The sequence below is a fragment of the Clavibacter californiensis genome (assembly GCF_021952865.1).
Classification (GTDB): domain Bacteria; phylum Actinomycetota; class Actinomycetes; order Actinomycetales; family Microbacteriaceae; genus Clavibacter; species Clavibacter californiensis.
Map to the genome: position 1 here is coordinate 1,009,397 of NZ_CP040792.1, position 17,557 is coordinate 1,026,953.

20 protein-coding genes are annotated in these 17,557 nt (G+C 74.8%); 10 read left to right on the forward strand and 10 right to left on the reverse strand.

Annotated features, from left to right (window positions below; translation table 11 throughout):
- Positions 1 to 76 precede the first annotated feature (76 nt).
- Positions 77 to 1,444, forward strand: a complete 1,368-nt coding sequence (gene hemL, locus FGD68_RS05085; RefSeq protein ID WP_119373034.1) for a glutamate-1-semialdehyde 2,1-aminomutase — start codon at positions 77 to 79, stop codon at positions 1,442 to 1,444.
- Positions 1,445 to 1,518: 74 nt separating this feature from the next.
- Here the strand turns inward: hemL and FGD68_RS05090 are convergent, their stop codons facing one another.
- From FGD68_RS05090 to FGD68_RS05110, 5 genes are all read right to left on the reverse strand, one after another.
- Positions 1,519 to 2,340 (reverse strand): DNA/RNA non-specific endonuclease, encoded by an 822-nt coding sequence (locus FGD68_RS05090; protein ID WP_237609855.1) that lies wholly within the window; start codon positions 2,338 to 2,340, stop codon positions 1,519 to 1,521.
- Between the two features lie 82 nt (positions 2,341 to 2,422).
- Positions 2,423 to 3,082, reverse strand: a complete 660-nt coding sequence (locus FGD68_RS05095; RefSeq protein WP_119373773.1) for a biliverdin-producing heme oxygenase — start codon at positions 3,080 to 3,082, stop codon at positions 2,423 to 2,425.
- A 99-nt stretch (positions 3,083 to 3,181) separates the two neighbouring features.
- Positions 3,182 to 3,574 carry a DUF1304 domain-containing protein gene (locus FGD68_RS05100; RefSeq protein ID WP_104235613.1) on the reverse strand — a complete coding sequence of 131 codons (393 nt, stop codon included), beginning with the start codon at positions 3,572 to 3,574 and terminating at the stop codon, positions 3,182 to 3,184.
- Between the two features lie 84 nt (positions 3,575 to 3,658).
- Positions 3,659 to 4,684 (reverse strand): acrylyl-CoA reductase family protein, encoded by a 1,026-nt coding sequence (locus FGD68_RS05105; RefSeq protein ID WP_237609856.1) that lies wholly within the window; start codon positions 4,682 to 4,684, stop codon positions 3,659 to 3,661.
- Between the two features lie 32 nt (positions 4,685 to 4,716).
- Positions 4,717 to 5,742, reverse strand: a complete 1,026-nt coding sequence (locus tag FGD68_RS05110) for a 6-phosphofructokinase (RefSeq protein ID WP_104235611.1) — start codon at positions 5,740 to 5,742, stop codon at positions 4,717 to 4,719.
- Positions 5,743 to 5,780: 38 nt separating this feature from the next.
- Between FGD68_RS05110 and FGD68_RS05115 the strand changes: the two genes are divergently transcribed.
- Entirely contained in the window at positions 5,781 to 6,488 is a 708-nt protein-coding gene (locus FGD68_RS05115) for a nucleoside/nucleotide kinase family protein (protein WP_119373104.1), read from the forward strand.
- A gap of 10 nt (positions 6,489 to 6,498) precedes the next feature.
- Here the strand turns inward: FGD68_RS05115 and FGD68_RS05120 are convergent, their stop codons facing one another.
- The gene (locus FGD68_RS05120; RefSeq protein ID WP_119373103.1) at positions 6,499 to 6,999 is read right to left on the reverse strand and encodes a pyridoxamine 5'-phosphate oxidase family protein; all 501 of its coding nucleotides are present in this window, start codon (positions 6,997 to 6,999) and stop codon (positions 6,499 to 6,501) included.
- Between the two features lie 65 nt (positions 7,000 to 7,064).
- Here FGD68_RS05120 and FGD68_RS05125 point away from each other — a divergent pair, with 65 nt between their 5' ends.
- Positions 7,065 to 8,030, forward strand: coding sequence for a DNA-3-methyladenine glycosylase family protein (locus tag FGD68_RS05125; RefSeq protein WP_119373102.1), 966 nt, complete (start codon positions 7,065 to 7,067; stop codon positions 8,028 to 8,030).
- Positions 8,031 to 8,057: 27 nt separating this feature from the next.
- Here FGD68_RS05125 and FGD68_RS05130 read toward each other — a convergent pair whose 3' ends face one another.
- A complete protein-coding gene (locus FGD68_RS05130; RefSeq protein ID WP_119373101.1) occupies positions 8,058 to 8,858 on the reverse strand; it encodes a DsbA family protein in 801 nt (266 codons plus the stop codon).
- A gap of 75 nt (positions 8,859 to 8,933) precedes the next feature.
- Here FGD68_RS05130 and FGD68_RS05135 point away from each other — a divergent pair, with 75 nt between their 5' ends.
- From FGD68_RS05135 to FGD68_RS05145, 3 genes are all read left to right on the forward strand, one after another.
- Positions 8,934 to 9,887, forward strand: a complete 954-nt coding sequence (locus FGD68_RS05135; RefSeq protein ID WP_104235606.1) for an aldose 1-epimerase family protein — start codon at positions 8,934 to 8,936, stop codon at positions 9,885 to 9,887.
- Between the two features lie 97 nt (positions 9,888 to 9,984).
- Positions 9,985 to 10,434 carry a VOC family protein gene (locus tag FGD68_RS05140; RefSeq protein WP_119373100.1) on the forward strand — a complete coding sequence of 150 codons (450 nt, stop codon included), beginning with the start codon at positions 9,985 to 9,987 and terminating at the stop codon, positions 10,432 to 10,434.
- A 103-nt stretch (positions 10,435 to 10,537) separates the two neighbouring features.
- Entirely contained in the window at positions 10,538 to 10,999 is a 462-nt protein-coding gene (locus FGD68_RS05145) for a MarR family winged helix-turn-helix transcriptional regulator (protein WP_104235604.1), read from the forward strand.
- Positions 11,000 to 11,020: 21 nt separating this feature from the next.
- Here the strand turns inward: FGD68_RS05145 and FGD68_RS05150 are convergent, their stop codons facing one another.
- Positions 11,021 to 11,767 carry a hypothetical protein gene (locus tag FGD68_RS05150; RefSeq protein WP_237609857.1) on the reverse strand — a complete coding sequence of 249 codons (747 nt, stop codon included), beginning with the start codon at positions 11,765 to 11,767 and terminating at the stop codon, positions 11,021 to 11,023.
- 92 nt (positions 11,768 to 11,859) lie between these two features.
- On the reverse strand, positions 11,860 to 12,969 hold the full coding sequence (locus FGD68_RS05155; protein ID WP_237609858.1) for a glycoside hydrolase family 32 protein: 1,110 nt from the start codon (positions 12,967 to 12,969) through the stop codon (positions 11,860 to 11,862).
- On the opposite strand from FGD68_RS05155, the gene FGD68_RS05160 reads away from it, so the two are divergent.
- The 4 genes from FGD68_RS05160 to FGD68_RS05175 all read left to right on the forward strand — a co-directional run bounded on the left by FGD68_RS05160 (position 12,965) and on the right by FGD68_RS05175 (position 16,433).
- Positions 12,965 to 13,942, forward strand: a complete 978-nt coding sequence (locus FGD68_RS05160; protein WP_237610033.1) for a glycoside hydrolase family 68 protein — start codon at positions 12,965 to 12,967, stop codon at positions 13,940 to 13,942. The genes FGD68_RS05155 and FGD68_RS05160 overlap by 5 nt on opposite strands.
- A gap of 83 nt (positions 13,943 to 14,025) precedes the next feature.
- Positions 14,026 to 14,679: a hypothetical protein gene (locus FGD68_RS05165; protein WP_237609859.1), complete on the forward strand. Its 654-nt coding sequence runs from the start codon at positions 14,026 to 14,028 to the stop codon at positions 14,677 to 14,679.
- Between the two features lie 168 nt (positions 14,680 to 14,847).
- Entirely contained in the window at positions 14,848 to 15,612 is a 765-nt protein-coding gene (locus tag FGD68_RS05170) for a YcnI family copper-binding membrane protein (RefSeq protein ID WP_237609860.1), read from the forward strand.
- Positions 15,609 to 16,433 (forward strand): copper resistance CopC family protein, encoded by an 825-nt coding sequence (locus FGD68_RS05175; RefSeq protein WP_237609861.1) that lies wholly within the window; start codon positions 15,609 to 15,611, stop codon positions 16,431 to 16,433. The genes FGD68_RS05170 and FGD68_RS05175 overlap by 4 nt, the downstream gene beginning before the upstream one ends.
- A 77-nt stretch (positions 16,434 to 16,510) precedes the next feature.
- On the opposite strand, the gene FGD68_RS05180 is transcribed toward FGD68_RS05175, so the two are convergent.
- Entirely contained in the window at positions 16,511 to 17,413 is a 903-nt protein-coding gene (locus tag FGD68_RS05180) for a LysR family transcriptional regulator (RefSeq protein WP_043585217.1), read from the reverse strand.
- Positions 17,414 to 17,557 lie beyond the last annotated feature (144 nt).

Genomic DNA, 17,557 nt, shown 5'->3' on the forward strand with positions numbered 1-17,557 from the left:
CACCTCCCTCCTCCTCGCCGGACGCGTCCGGCCCACCTTCCGGGCGGATCCCCGCCCGGCACCGAAGGACATCACCGTGACCCACTCCCAGGACCTCTTCGACCGCGCCCGCGACGTCATCCCCGGGGGAGTGAACTCGCCCGTCCGCGCGTTCGGCTCCGTCGGCGGCACCCCGCGCATGATGGTGAAGGCGGCCGGCCCCTACGTGACCGACGCCGACGGCGTCGAGTACGTCGACCTCGTCAACTCGTGGGGCCCCGCGATCCTCGGCCACGCCCGTCCCGAGGTCGTGCGGGCCGTGCAGGACGCCGCCGCCCTCGGCCTCGGCTTCGGCGCGACGACGCCCGCGGAGACGGAGCTCGCCGAGCTCGTCACCGAGCGCGTGCGGGTCGCGGGCGTCGCCGGATCGCCGGACCGTCGCCCCATCGAGAAGCTCCGCCTCGTGTCCACGGGCACCGAGGCCACCATGACCGCGATCCGCCTGGCGCGCGGGTTCACCGGCCGCGACCTGCTCGTGAAGTTCGCCGGCCACTACCACGGCCACTCCGACAGCCTCCTCGCCGAGGCGGGCTCGGGAGTCGCGACGCTCGCGCTGCCCGGCTCCGCGGGGATCCCCGAGGCCATCGCCGCGCAGACCATCGTCGTGCCCTACAACGACCTCGGCGCCGTGCGGGCCGTGTTCGCCGAGCACGGGCCGCGCATCGCCGCCGTGATCACCGAGGCCGCCGCCGCGAACATGGGCGTCGTGCCGCCGCTGCCCGGCTTCACCGCCGAGCTCGCGCGCATCGCCCACGAGAACGGATCCCTCCTCATCTCCGACGAGGTCCTCACGGGCTTCCGCGTGCACCCGGCCGGCTACTGGGGCCTCGACAACGCGGGGCTCGCAGCCGACCACCCCGACGCCTGGACCCCCGATCTCGTCACGTACGGCAAGGTCATCGGCGGCGGGCTCCCCGTCGCCGCGCTCGGCGGCCGGGCCGATGTGATGGACCATCTCGCGCCCCTCGGCCCCGTCTACCAGGCGGGCACGCTCTCGGGGAACCCGGTCGCGGTCGCGGCGGGCCTCACGACCCTCCGCCTCGCCGACGACGGCGTCTACCGCGCGCTCGACATCGCCGCCGACATCCTGATCTACGCGGTCGAGCTCGCCTTCGACCGCGCCGGCCTCGCCTACTCGGTGCAGCGCGCGGGCAGCCTCTTCAGCTTCACGTTCGGCACGCCGCCCGAGCACGGGATCACCGACTACGCCACGGTGCAGGCGCAGGAGACCTGGCGCTACCCGGCCTTCTTCCACTCCATGCTCGACCAGGGCGTGAGCCTGCCGCCGTCGGTCTTCGAGGCGTGGTTCGTGTCGGCCGCCATGGACGAGGCGTCGCTCGACCGCGTGATCCGCGCCCTCCCGGCTGCCGCCCGCGCCGCCGCCGCGGCGACCCCGCCGGCGTAGCCCCCTGGCGAACGGGGGAACGGGAACGGGCCCGGCCGATCGGTCGGGCCCGTCGTCGTGCCGGGTACTGCGCGTCAGAGCGTGATCGCCGCGAACCGCTCCAGCTCGACCCAGCCGTCGCGACCGTCCGCGGGCGTGCCGGGCCGCGCGGTCGCGGGCACGCCGAGCCGGTCGGCCGCGGCGAGCTGCGCCACGTCGTACCCCGTCAGCGCACCGATCTCCGAGACCGCCACCTGGTAGGTGCGGTAGGGCCCGAGCTCGGGCGCGTCCGCGGCCGCCGACTGCCGGTCGAGGTCGCCGAGCTCCGGCGCCTGGTCGAGGAGGTAGGCGGTGGCCGCGAGCTCGTCCCCGGAGGCCCAGGCCGCGATCTTCCAGAACATGAGCGGGATCCGCACGCCGCGGTAGACCGGGTCGTCGTCCGAGGACACCGGACCGGTGAACACCGTCATGCGCCGGTCGCCGAGGTCGGCGTTGCCGAGCACGTAGTCCTCGAGGCCGAGCCACAGCTCCTTGGACTGGTTGAACTCCGCCGCCTGCGGGGCCGCGTTCGTATAGGCGAAGGTGTCGGCGCTGGCGCGGGCCGCTTCCGCGATGTCGCCCCACACCGGATCCCGTCGCCGCACGAGGTGCCCGCGGTCGATGTCGTTGCGGGCGTACAGCTCGGGGCCGCACTGCTGGTCGGCCGGGAGGCGCGGATCCAGGTGCCAGTCGTCGGAGCGCTCCACGTCCACGAGGCGCGCACCGTCGATGTTCACGGCCGTGAGGGCGGCGAGGCGCCGGTCCGTGTCCATGAGGACCGTGAAGTGCAGGTAGTCGAGCCGCACGGGCTGGGCGTCGGCCGGAGGATCCGGCAGCGGGAGGGCGATGGGCAGGAAGTCGAGGTCGTAGCCGTCCATGCCCGGAGCCTATGCCCGGCCTCGGACGCTCGACCGGGGGCCGGGTGGACGCGCGGCGGACGGCGGACGACGGGAGGTCGGCTCAGGCCAGGCGGAGGGGAGCCGTGGCGCGCCCGCGCGCGAGCTCGGCGAACACGTCGGTGGTGAGCCGGTACGCGTTCTCGACCTCGGCGACGACGCGGGCGCGCTCGTCGTCGTCCCACGGCGCCTGATCGAGCGCCTCGCGGTAGGTGCTGCAGAACCGTCGGGGCTCGGCGATCTCCGCGAACAGGTACAGGCCCACGCCGTTCGTCTCGAAGCCGAACTGGCGCTGCAGGAGCGAGCGGAGCAGTCGCCCGCCGGAGAGGTCGCCGAGGTAGCGCGTGTAGTGGTGCGCGACGAAGCCGCCGACCCAGACCGAGGCGACCTGCTCGATCCGCTCGACGTACGCCGCGGTGCTCGCGAGCGGCCGCACGACCTCGCGCCAGTCCGGCCCGACGAGGTAGTCGAGGTCGGCCTCGATGGCGGGCAGGCGCGTGAGGCGGGGGCTGATGAAGCGCGCGGCCACGGGATCCGCCGCCATGCGCCCGGTCGCCTGCTCGATGGCGCGGTAGACGAAGTAGTGCTGGGCGACGAGCGCGACGTAGTCGTCGCGGCAGCCGCGGCCCGTGACGAGCGCGGTCATGAACTCGTCCGCGTCCTGCGCCTCGGCACGTGGCCGTGCCCGGTCGCGGATGGCCTCGGTGAGGGGGACGACGTTCATGATGTAGGTGAGCCTAACCTCATCTGCGTCTCGCGCGGAAGAGGACGGCGGGCAGGATCGCGACGCTCCGGCCCGCGGTCGCGCGGTTGCGGCTGCGGCTCAGGAGGCGGCGGCGAAGAAGACGAGGCCGAGCAGCGGCGGCACGCCCTGGATCAGGGCGGGGACGAGGTACTTCTTGCCCGTGCTGGCGATGATGATCGACGCCAGCACCATGCACGCGGTCGTGAACAGCACGAGCGTGAGGCCGGCGGGCACGTTGCCGACGAAGTAGAGGATCAGCCCGAGGCCTGCGCCGAGCGCGAGGAAGAGGTTGTAGAAGCCCTGGTTGTAGGCCCACGGCTTGATGATGAGGGCCTTCTCCTGGTCGGCCACGCCGAAGCGCTTCCAGGCGAACGGCTTCTCGAACCAGACGCTCTCCAGGAGGAAGAAGAACACGTGCAGCAGCGCCGCGAGTCCGACGAAGATGGTGCCGGTGGCGGCGACTGCGGTCATGATCCCTCACTCCGGCGGCACGGTGCCGCACGGGGCCCAGGGTAGCGCGGCCGGGGATCGCGGCGGCGCCGGGAGCGGCGGGTGCTAGGCGCGGACGTCCACCACGACGCGGCCGCTCGACCCGCCCGCGAGGATCCGCTCGCCCGCGGCGATCGCGCCGTCGAGCGGCACGGTGGTGGTGATCGTGTCGAGGAGCGCGGGATCGAGGTCGCTGGCGAGCCGGACCCACGCCTCCTCGCGCAGCGCGGCCGGCGCCTCGACGGAGTTGATGCCCGCGAGCGTGACGGCCCGGAGGATGAACGGGAGCACGGTGCCCGGGAGGTCGGGGCCCTGCGCCAGTCCCGCCGCCGTGACGACGCCGCCCCAGCGGGTCTGCGCGAGCACGTTGACGAGGGTCGCGCTGCCGACGCTGTCGACCGCACCCGCCCAGCGGATGCGCTGCAGCGGCTTCCCCGGCTCGCCGAGCTCGGAGCGGTCGATCACGTCGGCGGCGCCGAGCGCGCGCAGCCGGTCGCCGAGCTCGTCGACGCGGCCGGTCGAGGCGACCACGCGGTGGCCGAGGCGCGCGAGGAGCGCGACGGCGACGGATCCGACCCCGCCGCCCGCGCCCGTGACGAGCACGTCGCCGGATCCGGGCTCCACGCCGCCGCGCTCGAGCGCGAGCACCGAGAGCATCGCCGTGAAGCCGGCGGTGCCGACGGCGGCCGCGCGCGCGGCGGAGAACCCGGCGGGCACGCGCACGAGCGACGCGGCCGGCACGCGCACGCGCTCGGCAAGCCCGCCGTCGCGGCTCTCGCCCAGGCCCGCGCCGTTGAGGACGACCAGGTCGCCGGGGCTGAAGGCGTCGGATCCGCTCCCGGCGACCGTGCCCACCGCGTCGATGCCGGCGACGAGCGGGCTGGTGCGCGCGATGCCGGGCCGCCCGCCGAGGAGCATGCCGTCCTTGTAGTTGACGCTGGAGTAGAGGACGTCGAGCGCGACCTCGCCGTCGCCGGGTCCGTCGGGGCCGCCCGTCGCCCGCTCGTCGGGGAGGTCGCGCAGCGCGACCTCGATGCCTGTGGTGCCGTCGTCGGCGACGGTCTGCTCGGCCACGAGCGCGCGGTACGTCATGCCGTCACGCTACGCCCGGGGTCGGGCGCGACCTAGCCGAAGAGGATCGCGGCCTCGTCGTAGCGGTGCTGCGGCACGGTCTTGAGGCGGCCGAGCGCCTCCTCGAACCCCACGTGCACGATGTCGGTGCCGCGGAGCGCGACCATGCGGCCCCAGTGGCCGTCGCGCACGCTGTCGACCGCGGCGAGGCCGAGGCGCGTCGCGAGCACGCGGTCGTAGGACGACGGGGTGCCGCCGCGCTGGATGTGGCCGAGGGTCGTCGCGCGGGTCTCGATGCCCGTGCGCTCCTCGATGATCGGGGCGAGCTGCTCGCCGATGCCGCCGAGCCGCGGGCGGCCGAAGGCGTCGAGGCCGCGCTCGCCGTGCGCGTCCGACGCGTGCTCGGGGACGAAGCCCTCCGCGACGACGACGAGCGGCGCGCGCCCGCGGTCGTAGGCCGAGCGGACCCAGCCGATGATCTCGTCCATGCTCGTCTTCTGCTCGGGGATGAGGATCGCGTGCGCGCCCGCGGCCATGCCGGAGTGCAGCGCGATCCAGCCCACGTGCCGGCCCATGACCTCGGCCACCATGCAGCGGCTGTGCGAGTCGCCCGTGGTGCGGAGGCGGTCCATGGCGTCGGTCGCGATCTGCACCGCGGTGTCGAAGCCGAACGTGTAGTCGGTGGCGTCGAGGTCGTTGTCGACGGTCTTGGGGACGCCGACGATCTTGAGGCCCGCGTCCGTCAGCCGCTTGGCCGCCGCGAGCGTTCCCTCGCCGCCGATGGCGAGGATCGCGTCGATGCCGAGGCGGTCGAGGTTCTCCTGGATCCGCTCCACGCCGCCGTCGCCCTCGAACGGGTTCGTTCGGCTGGTGCCGAGGATCGTGCCGCCCTGCTTGCCGATGCCCTGGATGTCGCGGCGCGCGAGCGGCATGACGTCGCCGTCGACGACGCCCCGCCAGCCGTCGCGGAAGCCCACGAACTCCTGCTTGTGGATGGTCGTTCCCTTGAGCACCGCCCCGCGGATGACCGCGTTGAGTCCGGGGCAGTCTCCGCCTGAGGTGAGGATTCCGATGCGCACACGTCCATCATGGGGCACGGGTCCGCGAGACTGGCCGGATGGACTCCGGACCCGACCGCCGACCGCACCCCGCATCGCCCGCGACGGACGACCTCGACGCCCTCGCGCGCCGCGCCATGGGCCTCGTGCGCGACGGCCGTCGGGCGATCCTCGCCATCGCGGGCAGCCCCGGCGCCGGCAAGACGACCCTCGCGCGGGCGCTCGTGGCGCGTGTCGACGCGATGGCGGGCGACGGCACCGCGGCCTGCGTGCCCATGGACGGCTTCCACCTCGCCAACGCGACGCTCGACCGGCTGGGCCGCCACGACCGCAAGGGCGCGATCGACACGTTCGACGGCTGGGGCGTGCTCGCCCTGGTGCGGCGCCTCCGCGTCGAGACGGACCACGTCGTCTACGCGCCGTCCTTCGACCGGGCCGTCGACGAGGGCGTCGCGGGCGCCGTGGCGGTGGATCCCGGCATCCGGCTCGTGGTGCTGGAGGGCAACTACCTGCTGGTCGACGAGGATCCGTGGGGGCAGCTCGCCGCGGAGCTCGACGAGGCGTGGTTCTGCGCGACGCCGGGCGACGAGCGCTTCGCCCGGCTGGTGGACCGGCACAAGGCCGGCGGACGCGCGCCGAGCGCGGCAGAGGCCTGGGCCCGCGAGGTGGACGGCGCGAACGCCGCGCTCATCGAGGCGACCCGCGGCCGTGCCGACCTCGTGGTGGACGGCACGGCCGCGGGCGTGCCGGACGCGATCTCCGGCTAGCGCACGCGGGTCAGAGCTCGACGGTGCCGTGCTCCCCGACGTCCTTCGGACGCTCGCCCGTGATCGCGGCCTTGGCGTACTTGATGAGCGCGATCGGCTTCGGGGTGTCCTGGTACCAGTACTCGGCGGCGTCGGCGTGCACGCGGATCAGCGCGACCGTCGGGTCGTCCTTCCCGCCCTCGAACCAGGCCTCGGCGCCGGCCGACCACAGCTCGTCGATGCGCGCGCGGTCGCGCGTGATCTCCGCGGTGCCCGCGATCGAGAGGAACCCGTCGCCCGACTGCAGCGACACGTTGACCTGGTCGTTCGCGCGGATCTCGGCGGTCTTGTCGCTCGGATCCTGGGTGAAGAACCAGAGGTCGCCGTCGAAGTCGCGCTCCTGGCTGGCGAGCGGGCGGCTGACTAGCTGCCCGCGGGCGTTGACGGTGGTGAGCAGCGCGATCCGGGCGCTCTTCACGAGCTCGGCGACGCGCTCGCGGTCGTCCTGGTGGTCGTTCGTCGTGTCGGTCATGCGGCCGACGCTACGCGCGCCCGGCGCGTCCGAGGAGGGTCGGCGGCCGTGCGTACCCTGAGTGGATGGACCAGGGCGGCGCGGCGGTGACGGCCCCCGACGCGCGCACGACGTACCTGCCCGACCGCGAGGTGGACCTCCGGCTCGTGCTCCGCCCGCTGTTCCGCGGCGTCGTGGATCCGACCTGCCGCTGGGATCCGGCCCCGCCCGGATCCCGCCGCGCCGGCGTCTGGCGCACCGCCCGCACGCCGCTCGGCGACGCGTCGCTCCGGCTGGATCCGCGCGCGGACGGCGGCGTCGACGCCCGCGCCTGGGGCCCCGGAGCCGAGTGGGTGATCGCCGGCGTGCCGGAGCTGCTGGGCGAGGGCGACGACTGGTCCGACCTCGACGTCTCCGCGCATCCGCTGCTCCGCGACGCGCACCGCCGCCTGCCCGCGCTGCGCCTCATGCGCACCAACCACGTCTTCGAGGCGATGGCCTCGGCGGTGCTCGAGCAGAAGGTCACCGGGCTCGAGGCCAGGCGGGCGTGGCGGCAGCTGATCCTCGCGCACGGCGACCCCGCGCCCGGGCCGGTGCCGGCGGGCATGCGCGTGCTGCCGTCGCCCGAGCGCTGGCGCCTCATCCCGTCGTGGGAGTGGCACCGCGCGGGCGTGGATCCGAAGCGGTCGCGCACGCTGATCGCGGTCGCGACCTCGGCTGCGGGCCTCGAGCGCACGCTCGCGCTCGGGCGGGGGAGCGAGGAGATCACGCGGCGGCTGCGCTCGATCCCGGGCGTGGGGATCTGGACGGCGGCGGAGACCACGCAGCGCGCCCACGGGGATCCGGACTCGGTGAGCGTCGGCGACTACCACGTGCACGACATGGTCGGGTGGGCGCTCGCCGGCCACGCGGTCGACGACGACGGGATGCTCGAGCTGCTGGCGCCGTGGCGGGGCCAGCGTCAGCGGGTGATGCGGCTCATCGAGGCGAGCGGGTTCCGGAAGCCCCGGTTCGGCCCGCGCATGACGGTGCAGGACCACCGCGCGCACTGAGCGTCGCCGCGGTCCTGCGTCCGCGGATCAGCTGTCGGCCGCGATGCCGTCGGGCAGCTGCGCGCCGGCCTTCGTGAGCGCGTCCACGAGGTCCTGGCCGGCGACGGTCGTGATGATGTCGCCCTGGATGCGCAGCGTCGGGGTGCCGGTGACGCCCGCCGAGGTCGCGTCGGAGGTGTTGCTCGTGATCCACGACGAGTACTTGCCCTCGGCCACGCACGTGCGCGCCGCATCGGCCGTGACGCCCTGCGTGGTGAGCCAGGTGACGAAGTCGGCGTGGGTCCACGAGTCGGTGATGGTGGAGTGGTTGTCGAACAGCGCCGAGTGCACGGCCGGCCACTTGTCGGGCTCCTCGGCGAGGACGCACGCGGCGGCGCTGCCCGCGACCACGCCGTACTTCGTGACGATCTGGATGGGGTGGTAGACGATGCGCACCTGGTCCGTGGCGGCGATCCGGTCGAGCAGCGGGCCGGTCTCGGCCTCGTACTGCGCGCAGTGGGGGCACGAGTAGTCCTCGTACACGTCCATGGTGACGGGGGCGTCGGCCGCGCCCACGCTGACGCCGGTGGGCTCGGTCGCGATGCGCACCTGGTCGCCCGTGGACATCGGCGCCGTGGTGTCCTGCACGGGGCCCGCGGCGCTCGCCGCCCGGGACTGGCCCATGAGGTAGACGCCGCCGGCGATGGCCGCGATGACGATGACGAGGCCGCCCGCGACGGAGAACTGGGCGATGAGGCGGCGGCGCTTGCGGCGCCGGTCGTCGAGGGCCCTCTCGATGCGTGCCTTCTCGCGGATAGCGCGTGCCTTCTCGTTCTCATGCCGGACCATGGCGACGATCCTAGGGATCGGCATGTCCGTGCCCCTGGGAGGCGCCACAGCCCTGCGTATGGATAGGCTCGGGGAGTGCCCGACGACGTGACGTACGTACCCCGCCTCCCCACCGGCCAGCAGCACGAGCTCACCGCGGAGGTCGACGGGCGCTCCCAGCGCATCGTGATCGCCGAGGTCGGCGCCGCGCTCCGCGTCTTGCAGGTCGACGGCACGGACCTCGTGCAGTCCTACCCGGACCACGCGCGGCCTCCCTTCTGCAGCGGCATCGTGCTCGCGCCCTGGCCCAACCGGATCCGCGACGGCATCTGGGAGCAGGACGGCGTCACGCACCAGCTCGACATCACCGAGGTGGACCGCGAGAACGCGATCCACGGCCTCCTCGAGAACGCGCCCTACCGCCTCGCGGAGCGCGACGACGTCTCCGTGACGCTCGCCGCCGACGTCCACCCGCAGCGCGGCTACCCGTTCGCCCTCGAGACGACCGTGCGCTACGAGCTCACGGGGAACGGCGTCCGCGTCACGCACGGGATCCGCAACGTCGGCTCCGCGGACGCGCCCGTCGCCGTCGGCACGCACCCCTTCCTGCGCGTCGGCGACGTGCCCACCGAGGACCTCGAGGTCGTCATCGACGCGCCCACCCACATCGAGGTGGATCCCGTGCGCCTCAACCCCACGGGCGTCCAGACCCCGGTCGACGGCACCCGCTACGACCTGCGCGAGGGCGTCCGCGTGCGCGACGCCCAGCTCGACGACGCGTGGGCCGACGCCCGCGTGGTCGACGGCGTCACCCGCCACGGCGTCCAGGCGCCCGACGGCCGCCGCACCGAGATCTGGGCCGACGGCGAGTTCACCTACTGGCAGGTCTTCGTCACGCCGTGGTACCCGGTCGCCGACGGACACGTGTGGGCCGTCGCGGTCGAGCCGATGACAGCGCCGGCCGACGCGTTCAACTCGGGCGACGGCCTCATCACGCTCGCGCCCGGATCCGAGTGGTCCGGCACCTGGGGCATCGACCTCCACGACTGAGCCCGGCGGTGATGGTCGTCTGGACGCCGGCTGGGAGCTGTGGTCGGAAACCGAAGCGACCCGGGACGCCCGGCGCGGATCGTCCTAGCGTCGGACCATGACCGACACCAGCGCGACCACAGCTCTCGACTCCATCACCGGCGTGCACCACGTGCGCATCTCCGTCACCGACCTGGCCCGATCGCGCGCCTTCTACGAGGGCGTGCTGGGCCTCTCGCCCGCCGTGGAGAGCGAGGGCGACCCCAGCGACCCCGCCGTGCTCGCGGATCCCGCCCAGTACTTCGGCGGCGTCATCTACGGCGTCGGCTCGCAGCTGTTCGGCCTCCGCCCGATCGCGGACAACGACGCCGCGTTCGACCCCGCGACCCGCGGCCTCGACCACGTGAGCCTCCAGGTCGGGTCGCGCGACGACCTCGTGCGCGCGGCCGCGCTGTTCGAGGAGCGCGGCGTCGCCCACGGCGAGGTCATCGACTTCCCCACGGGCATGTCGATCCTCTCCGTGCAGGACCCGGACGACATCAACGTCGAGCTCGTCGTCGCGGGCTGATCCGCGACCCCGCCGGCGGCGCGCACGAGCGCGCCGCCGCCGTCCGCCTGCGTAGCATCTCCCCTGGTGCCGAGCAGGGCACGACCCGGTCGAGGAGGACGCGATGACGATGACGGACCCCCTGGCGCTCGAGAGCCAGGTCTGCTTCCAGGCGGTGGTCGCCGCCCGCACCGTGGTGGCCGTCTACCGGCCGATCCTCGAGCCGCTCGGGCTGACGCACACGCAGTACCTCGTGATGCTCGCGCTGTGGGAGCGCGACGACCGCTCGGTGTCGGACCTCGGATCCACCCTGCAGCTGGAACCCGCCACGCTGACGCCGCTGCTCAAGCGCCTGCAGGCCGCCGGCTTCGTCGACCGGGCCAGGAGCGCCGCGGACGAGCGCGTCGTCGTGGTCTCCCTCACGGACGCCGGCCGCGAGCTCCGCGGCCGAGCGGTCGACGTGCCCGCGCAGGCGGCCGCGCGCACCGGCATGACCGTCGCCGAGCTCGAGGCGCTCCGCGACGCGCTCGACGACGTGGTGGGCCGGCTCACCGCAGCGCTCGCGGACGGCGGGGCCGCCGCCTGATCGGACCCGCCCGGTGCTCCGTCAGTCCCCGGTCGCCGGCCCCTCGCGGGTGAAGGTGAGGACGTCGCCGAACGACGCGAGGAGCTCGGCCTCCGCGTTCGCCGGCGCGGCGGGATCGATGGACACGCTGACGCGGTCGGCGATCGTGTCGACACCCCATCCGGTGAGCCAGCCCGCCCGTCCCATGGGCGTGGACTCCAGGGCCTCCGCGATGTCCATGAGCTGCTGCTCCGTGCGCTCCGCGGTCGTGATGCGCAGCGGGTCCTCGCCGGCGATGTCGGCGATCCGCTGCCGCACGTCCGCGCCGACCTCGCCGACGATCGCGACGACCATGACCTGCGGCTCGGCGACCGGGTTCTCGACCCACACGCCGCCGGAGGCGCCGAGAGGGGTGAGGATCGCGCGCATCTCCTCGAGCTTCGGCGCGAGCGTCTCCTGGCGCGCGAACTCGGCGGCCTCGGCCGGCGTGAGGCGGAGCCCGGTCCAGTCGCTCTCCACGGAGTCGGCCGCGGCCGCGACCTGCTCCACGTAGGGGCGGTCGGAGCGCAGGGCGAAGATCCGGCGCTGCGCGACCTGCTGATCGATCTCGCTGGGCTCGGCGGCGGGGGTCGCGGCGGCGGCGGTCGGCGCGTCGGCGGCGGCCTCCTGGACCGCCGGACGCTCCTCCGGCCGCATGGCTGTGGCGACGGCGAGGGTGCCCGTCGCGACGACGGCGGCCGCCGCGACGACGATGACGGCACGGGTCCGACGCGTGGGCGTGCGGGTCATGGCGGGCGACCTCTCCGCGGAGGGCGCGTCCGCAGGTCGATCCTCCCGCGCGGTCACGCCCGCGGGCAAGGGCGTCGGGATGGCCTGTGCGCTCAGCGGCCGCCGTCGAACGGCGCCCAGCTCGCGTCGGTCACGCGCGTCGTGCCGTCCACGCCCTCCACGGAGAGGCCGGCGCCGTCGAGCGTGCCGACCGTCGCGGTCGTGAGGACGGCCGCGTCGCCGTCGACGAAGGCCTCCAGCGTGCGGTCGTCGAGGACGAGGTCGAGCGTGACCGGGTCCCCGGCCGCCGTGTCCGCGAGCGGCGCGGTCGCGGGCCGGTCGTAGGCGTCCGGCATGGTCCCGTCCGGGTCGTCGTCGCGCACGACGAACGCCTGCCGCCTGGCGGCGTCGTAGCCGACCGTGACGGTGCCGCCCTCGGGGGAGGCGAGCCGCACGCGGGCCTCGCGCGCGGGATCCGCGGGGTCGGGCGTGAGCGTGAGGCGGAGGCGCGAGGGGCCGCGTGGCGCGTCGGCGAGCGGGGTCGCGGCGTCGATCCGCGCGTCCGGGATGGCCCGGGCATCGCCCTCGCGCGCCGCCAGCGCATCGAGGGGAGCCGAGCGCAGGGCCCAGCCGGCGCCGTCGGGTACCAGCCGCAGCTCCCGCACCAGCGACTGGCCGCCGCCCGCGCCGCCGTCGCGCAGCGGCAGGCGCCCCGCGTAGGCCCAGCTGCTCGTCCAGCTCATCGCGTAGCGGCGGGTGGGGGCCGCGCCGTCGGCCGGATCCGCCCAGGTGACCCCCGCGTAGAGGTCGGGGCCCTGGTCGAGCCAGCGCGGGGCGTCGTCGTCGGTCGTGAAGCGCTCGCCGTCGAGGTCGCCGACCCAGTACGCGTAGCCCGTGCCGCGGCCCCGGGCGGCGCCGTCCGCGCCGACGCCGAGGACCCAGCGGACGCGGCCGGGATCGTCCGCGCTCGCGATGGGGAAGACGTCGGGTGTCTCCATCGTGCCGAGGTCGTCGCGCGCGAAGTCGGAGCGGTAGGTCCAGTGGATGAGGTCGGGCGACGTGTAGAAGCCGACGCGCCCGCTCTCCGCGAGCGCCATGCTCCACCGCCCGTGCGCGCCGTCCCACACCACCTTCGGGTCGCGGAAGTCGGGGCCGCCCGGGGGGATCCTCCCCGACCAGTCGTTCACGCAGCAGGCCGAGTGGTCGGGATCCGCGCGGATCATGGCCTACGGAACGGTCAAGCTGTTCTTCACCGACGTGGCCTTCTACCGCGATGCGAAGGGGCAGGACGTGAAGCCGGCCGACCCGGTCATCTCGCTGAGCCAGGGGCGCATCGAGAAGACGGACGGCGCGGTGAAGGTGGCCGGCTTCGAGACGGTGACCCCGCTCCTGCGGCCCGACGGGCAGAGGTACCAGACGAACGAGCAGAACTGGTCCACCAGCTTCCGCGACCCGTTCACGTTCACTGATCCCGACCACCCGGGCAAGACGTACATGGTGTTCGAGGCCGACGTCGCCGGGAAGCGCGGCGAGCAGGAGTGCGACGAGACCGACCTCGGCTACCGGAAGGGCGACCCCGCGGCGGAGGACCCGAAGGAGGTGACCGCGAGAGGCGCGAACTACCAGATGGCGTCCATCGGCCTGGCGGTCGCGGATGACGCGGACCTCACGAAGTGGCACTTCCTGGATCCGCTGCTCGAGTCGGCCTGCGTCACCGACCAGACCGAGCGGCCCGAGGTGATGATCGAGAACGGCAAGCACTACCTGTTCACGATCAGCCACCGCTCGACGTTCGCGAAGGGCATGGACGGCCCCGAGGGCGTCTACGGCTTCCTGGGGAACGGCCTGCGCAGCGACTACAAGCCCATGAACGGCGGATCCGGCCTCGTGCTCGGCAACCCGACCGACCTGGACTACGCGGGCGGCACCGCGTACGCGCCCGACCACAACCAGACTCCGGGCGCGTTCCAGGCGTACTCGAGCTACATCCTCCCGGGCGGGCTGGTGGAGTCGTTCATCGACGCCGTCGGCACGAAGGAGTCCTTCCGCCGCGGCGGGACGCTCGGGCCGACGGTGCGGCTCGAGTTCGACGGCGACACGTCGAAGCTCGACAGGGGCTACGGCGAGGGCGGGCTCGGCGGGTACGCCGACATCCCGACGACCCGGGTCTTCGACCCGGCGCACCCGCCGCAGTAGGGCGAGGAGCGGCGAGGCGCGGCGGCGGCGGTCATCCCGTCGTCGCCGCGTCCTCCCGGGCCGCTGATCTACACTCGCTGTCGATGCCCGCCCCGTCCCCGACCCCGATCCCGCCGCGCGTCCAGCGCGTGATCCGGGGGCTCGCCGCATCCACCACCGCCACGTTCGTGGCCGCCCTCTTCCACGAGGCCGGCGGCGGGGCCGCCCCGTCGTGGGCCGTCGTGGCGTTCGGGCTCGCGCTCGCGTCGCTCGCGGCCATCGCGCTCGCCGGCACGCGCACGTCGCTGTGGCGCCTCGTCGCCGCGGTGGGCGTCAGCCAGCTGCTCTTCCACGGCCTGTTCACCGCGGCGGGCGACGTGACCGGCCAGGCCGTCGCGGCGGATCCGCACGCGGGCATGGGGCACGGCGCGTCACCTGTCGCGCTCCCGGGCCTCGACGGCGCGACCGGCGGATCCGGCGCGCTCGACCCCGGCATGCTGCTCTCGCACAGCGCGGCCCTCATCGTCACCGTGCTCGCGCTGCGGCACGGCGAGGCGGCCATCCGCGCGCTCGTCGGCGCCTCCGCGGTCCGCGTCGTGCGCGCCCTCGCGATCCCGTTCCTCCGGCCAGAGGGACGGCGCGACACCGCGCTCGCCCGGGCCGTCCGCGCTCCGCTGGCGCTGCGCGACCTCTGCGTCCGGCTCGGGCGCCTGCGTCACCGCGGCCCGCCGCGCCCGCGCGCCCTCGCCGCAGCCTGACGCGCCGGCCGGATCCCGCGACCCGCGGATCCTCCGCCCACCGCGCGAGCCCGCTCGCGCCGCGGACGCGATGCCCCGCATCGCCCGCCCCTCTCCTCCCTCACCGGACGCCGGCACCGCCGCGTCCGCTCCCGGGGCCGCTCCGCGCGGCCCGGAACAGGACATGCCATGACCCGCTCATCCACCCCCGCCCCCCGCCGCCGGATCCTCCGCTCGGCCACCGCGCTCGTCGGCGGCGTCGCGCTCGCCGTCGCCGTGCCGCTCGCGGCCTCCGCGCACGTGCGCGTCTCGCCCGACCAGGCGGCCGCCGGCAGCTACAGCACGCTGACCTTCAAGGTCCCGACGGAGTCCGCGACCGCGACGACCAGGAGCGTCACGGTCGACCTGCCGAAGGACGCCCCCTTCTCGAGCCTCTCCACCGAGCCCGTGCCCGGCTGGACCGCCAAGGTCACGACCGAGAAGCTCGGCACCCCCGTGAAGACGGACGACGCGACCATCACGGACGCGCCCGTCGAGGTCACCTGGACCGCCGACGACGGCGTGGGCATCAAGGCAGGCGAGTTCCAGCGCTTCACCGTCTCGGTCGGACCGGTGCCCGACACCGGCAGCATCATGCTCCCCGCGCACCAGGCCTACTCGGACGGATCCGTCGTCGACTGGGACCAGGCCACCCCCGCCTCCGGCGAGGAGCCGGAGCACCCCGCGCCCACGCTCTACGTGGACGACGCCCCGCCCGCCGACTCCATGAGCGCGATGACGACCACCGCGGCGCCCGACGCGACCGTCACGACGGCGGCGTCCGACACGAGCGCCACGAGCAGCGCGGTCGCGGTGGGTCTCGGCGTCGGCGGACTCGCCCTCGGCGCGGTGGCCCTCGTGGTCGCGGTCTTCGCGCTCACCCGCGTGCGCCGCGAGGGCGGCGGCCAGGCGTGACGCCCGGAGACCGGATCCCGGCCCGCACCGGCAGGCGCCCGCTCCGGCGGCTCGCCGCGGCGGTCGCCGGCGCCGCGCTCGCGACCGGGGCGCTCGCGTTCGCCGGGCTCGCGCAGGGGAGCGGTCCCGACGGGGCGCTGTCGGCGTCGGCGCACAACTACCTCGTGTCGAGCTCGCCCGCGGCCGGATCCACGATCGACGCTCCGCCGTCGGAGTTCACGCTGACCTTCAACGACGTGATCCTCGACCTCGCCGCGGCGGGCGGGGGCGGCGGCGACGCGTCGAGCGGGTCCGCGGCCGCAGGCGGCTCGTCCGTGGTGCAGGTGACGGGACCCGACGGCCAGGGCACGCACTTCGAGACCGGCTGCGCGACGGACTCCGGACGCACGGTCTCGGTGCCGGTCGCGCTCGGTGGATCCGGGCAGTACACGGTCACGTGGCGCGTGGTCTCCGCGGACGGGCATCCGGTCTCCGACTCGATCGCTTTCACTTACCAGGCGCCCGCGGGCGCGACGGCATCGGCGGGCACGCCCGACGGGCCGGGGTGCGCGGCGGCGCAGGAGGGGGCGGCCGGATCCGGCGCGACCTCGTCGGGCGGCACCGGGTCGTCCGCCGCGGATCCGGGCACCGCGGCAGGCCAGGAGCAGGGCGTCGCGCCCTACCTCGGCGTCATCGTCGGCGTGGGCATCGGGATCGTCGTGCTCGCGGCGGCCGCGGTCGTGCTCATCGTGGTGACCGGGCGGCGGAAGCCCGCCGCGGCCGCCGCGACGGGCGAGGCCGATGGCGACGCCCCGCGCGAGGGCGGCCCACCCGTCGCCTGACCGCACGCGCCCCGCGACGACGGGCCCGGATCCGCGCGGATCCGGGCCCGTCGTCGTCGTCGGCACGCGCAGGCGGCTCAGCCCGCGCCCGGCCCCATCACCTCGACGGCGCGTGCGAGGGCATCGCGGCAGGCGCGGATCCCCGGCCGGTCGAGGCTGCCCACGCGCGACGACGTGAACACCGTGCGCCGGGGCGACCCCGGCAGGCCGATGAGCCGCACGTCGGGCTCGCGGCCGGCCCACACGAGGTCCGGCAGCACGGACGCCGCGTGCCCGCCGCGCACGAGGTCGATGTGCGCCTGCAGGTCGGCCGTCACGTACCGCACGTCCGGCTCGAAGCCCGCGACCCGGCACACCTGCTCGGCGAAGTGGCGGGACGCCGTGCCCGCTGGCTCCATCACCCACGGCAGGCGGCGCGCGTCGGAGATGGAGCGCACGTCGTCGCGGCCGGGCGGGAGGCCGAGGCGGAGCGGATCCACGCACAGCTCCTCGCGGTCGAGGTCGGCCGGCCGCGGTGCGGCGTGCGCCGGGTACTGCTCGGCGATGACGAGGTCGTGGTCGCGCGCCCACACGTCGTGCAGGCCCGACTCGGGCTCGCGCATGGTGATCTCGACCCGGAGGTCCGGGTAGTCGTCGCGGAGGATCGTCAGCGCGGGCGGCACGAGCGCGAGCAGCGCCGACTGGAACGCCGCCACGCGGATGGTGCCGGACACGTTCGCGAGCGACGCGTTCACCTCCGTCTCGGCGCGCTCGAGGCGCTCGAGCAGGGCCGTGGTGTGCTCGACGAGGATCTCGGCCTGCGGCGTGAGCACCACCCGCCGGCCGACCCGGCGCAGGAGCGGGACGCCGGCCTCGCGCTCCAGCTGCGCGAGCTGCTGCGACACCGACGACGGGCTGAACGACAGCGCGTCGGCGACCGCGCCGATCGTGCCGCGCAGCTTGAGCTCGCGCAGGAGCCGCAGCCGTCGCATCTCGAGCACTCGCGCCTCCTCGGGATCTCAGGCGAGCGTGGAATCATCGGCAGGACCGCACGATGATCATCGGAAACGTTCAGCGCATCCGATGAGAGCATGGTCGCACACTGGGAGGACGCGCCCGCAGCGCGGCCGACGCCGGGGCAGAGC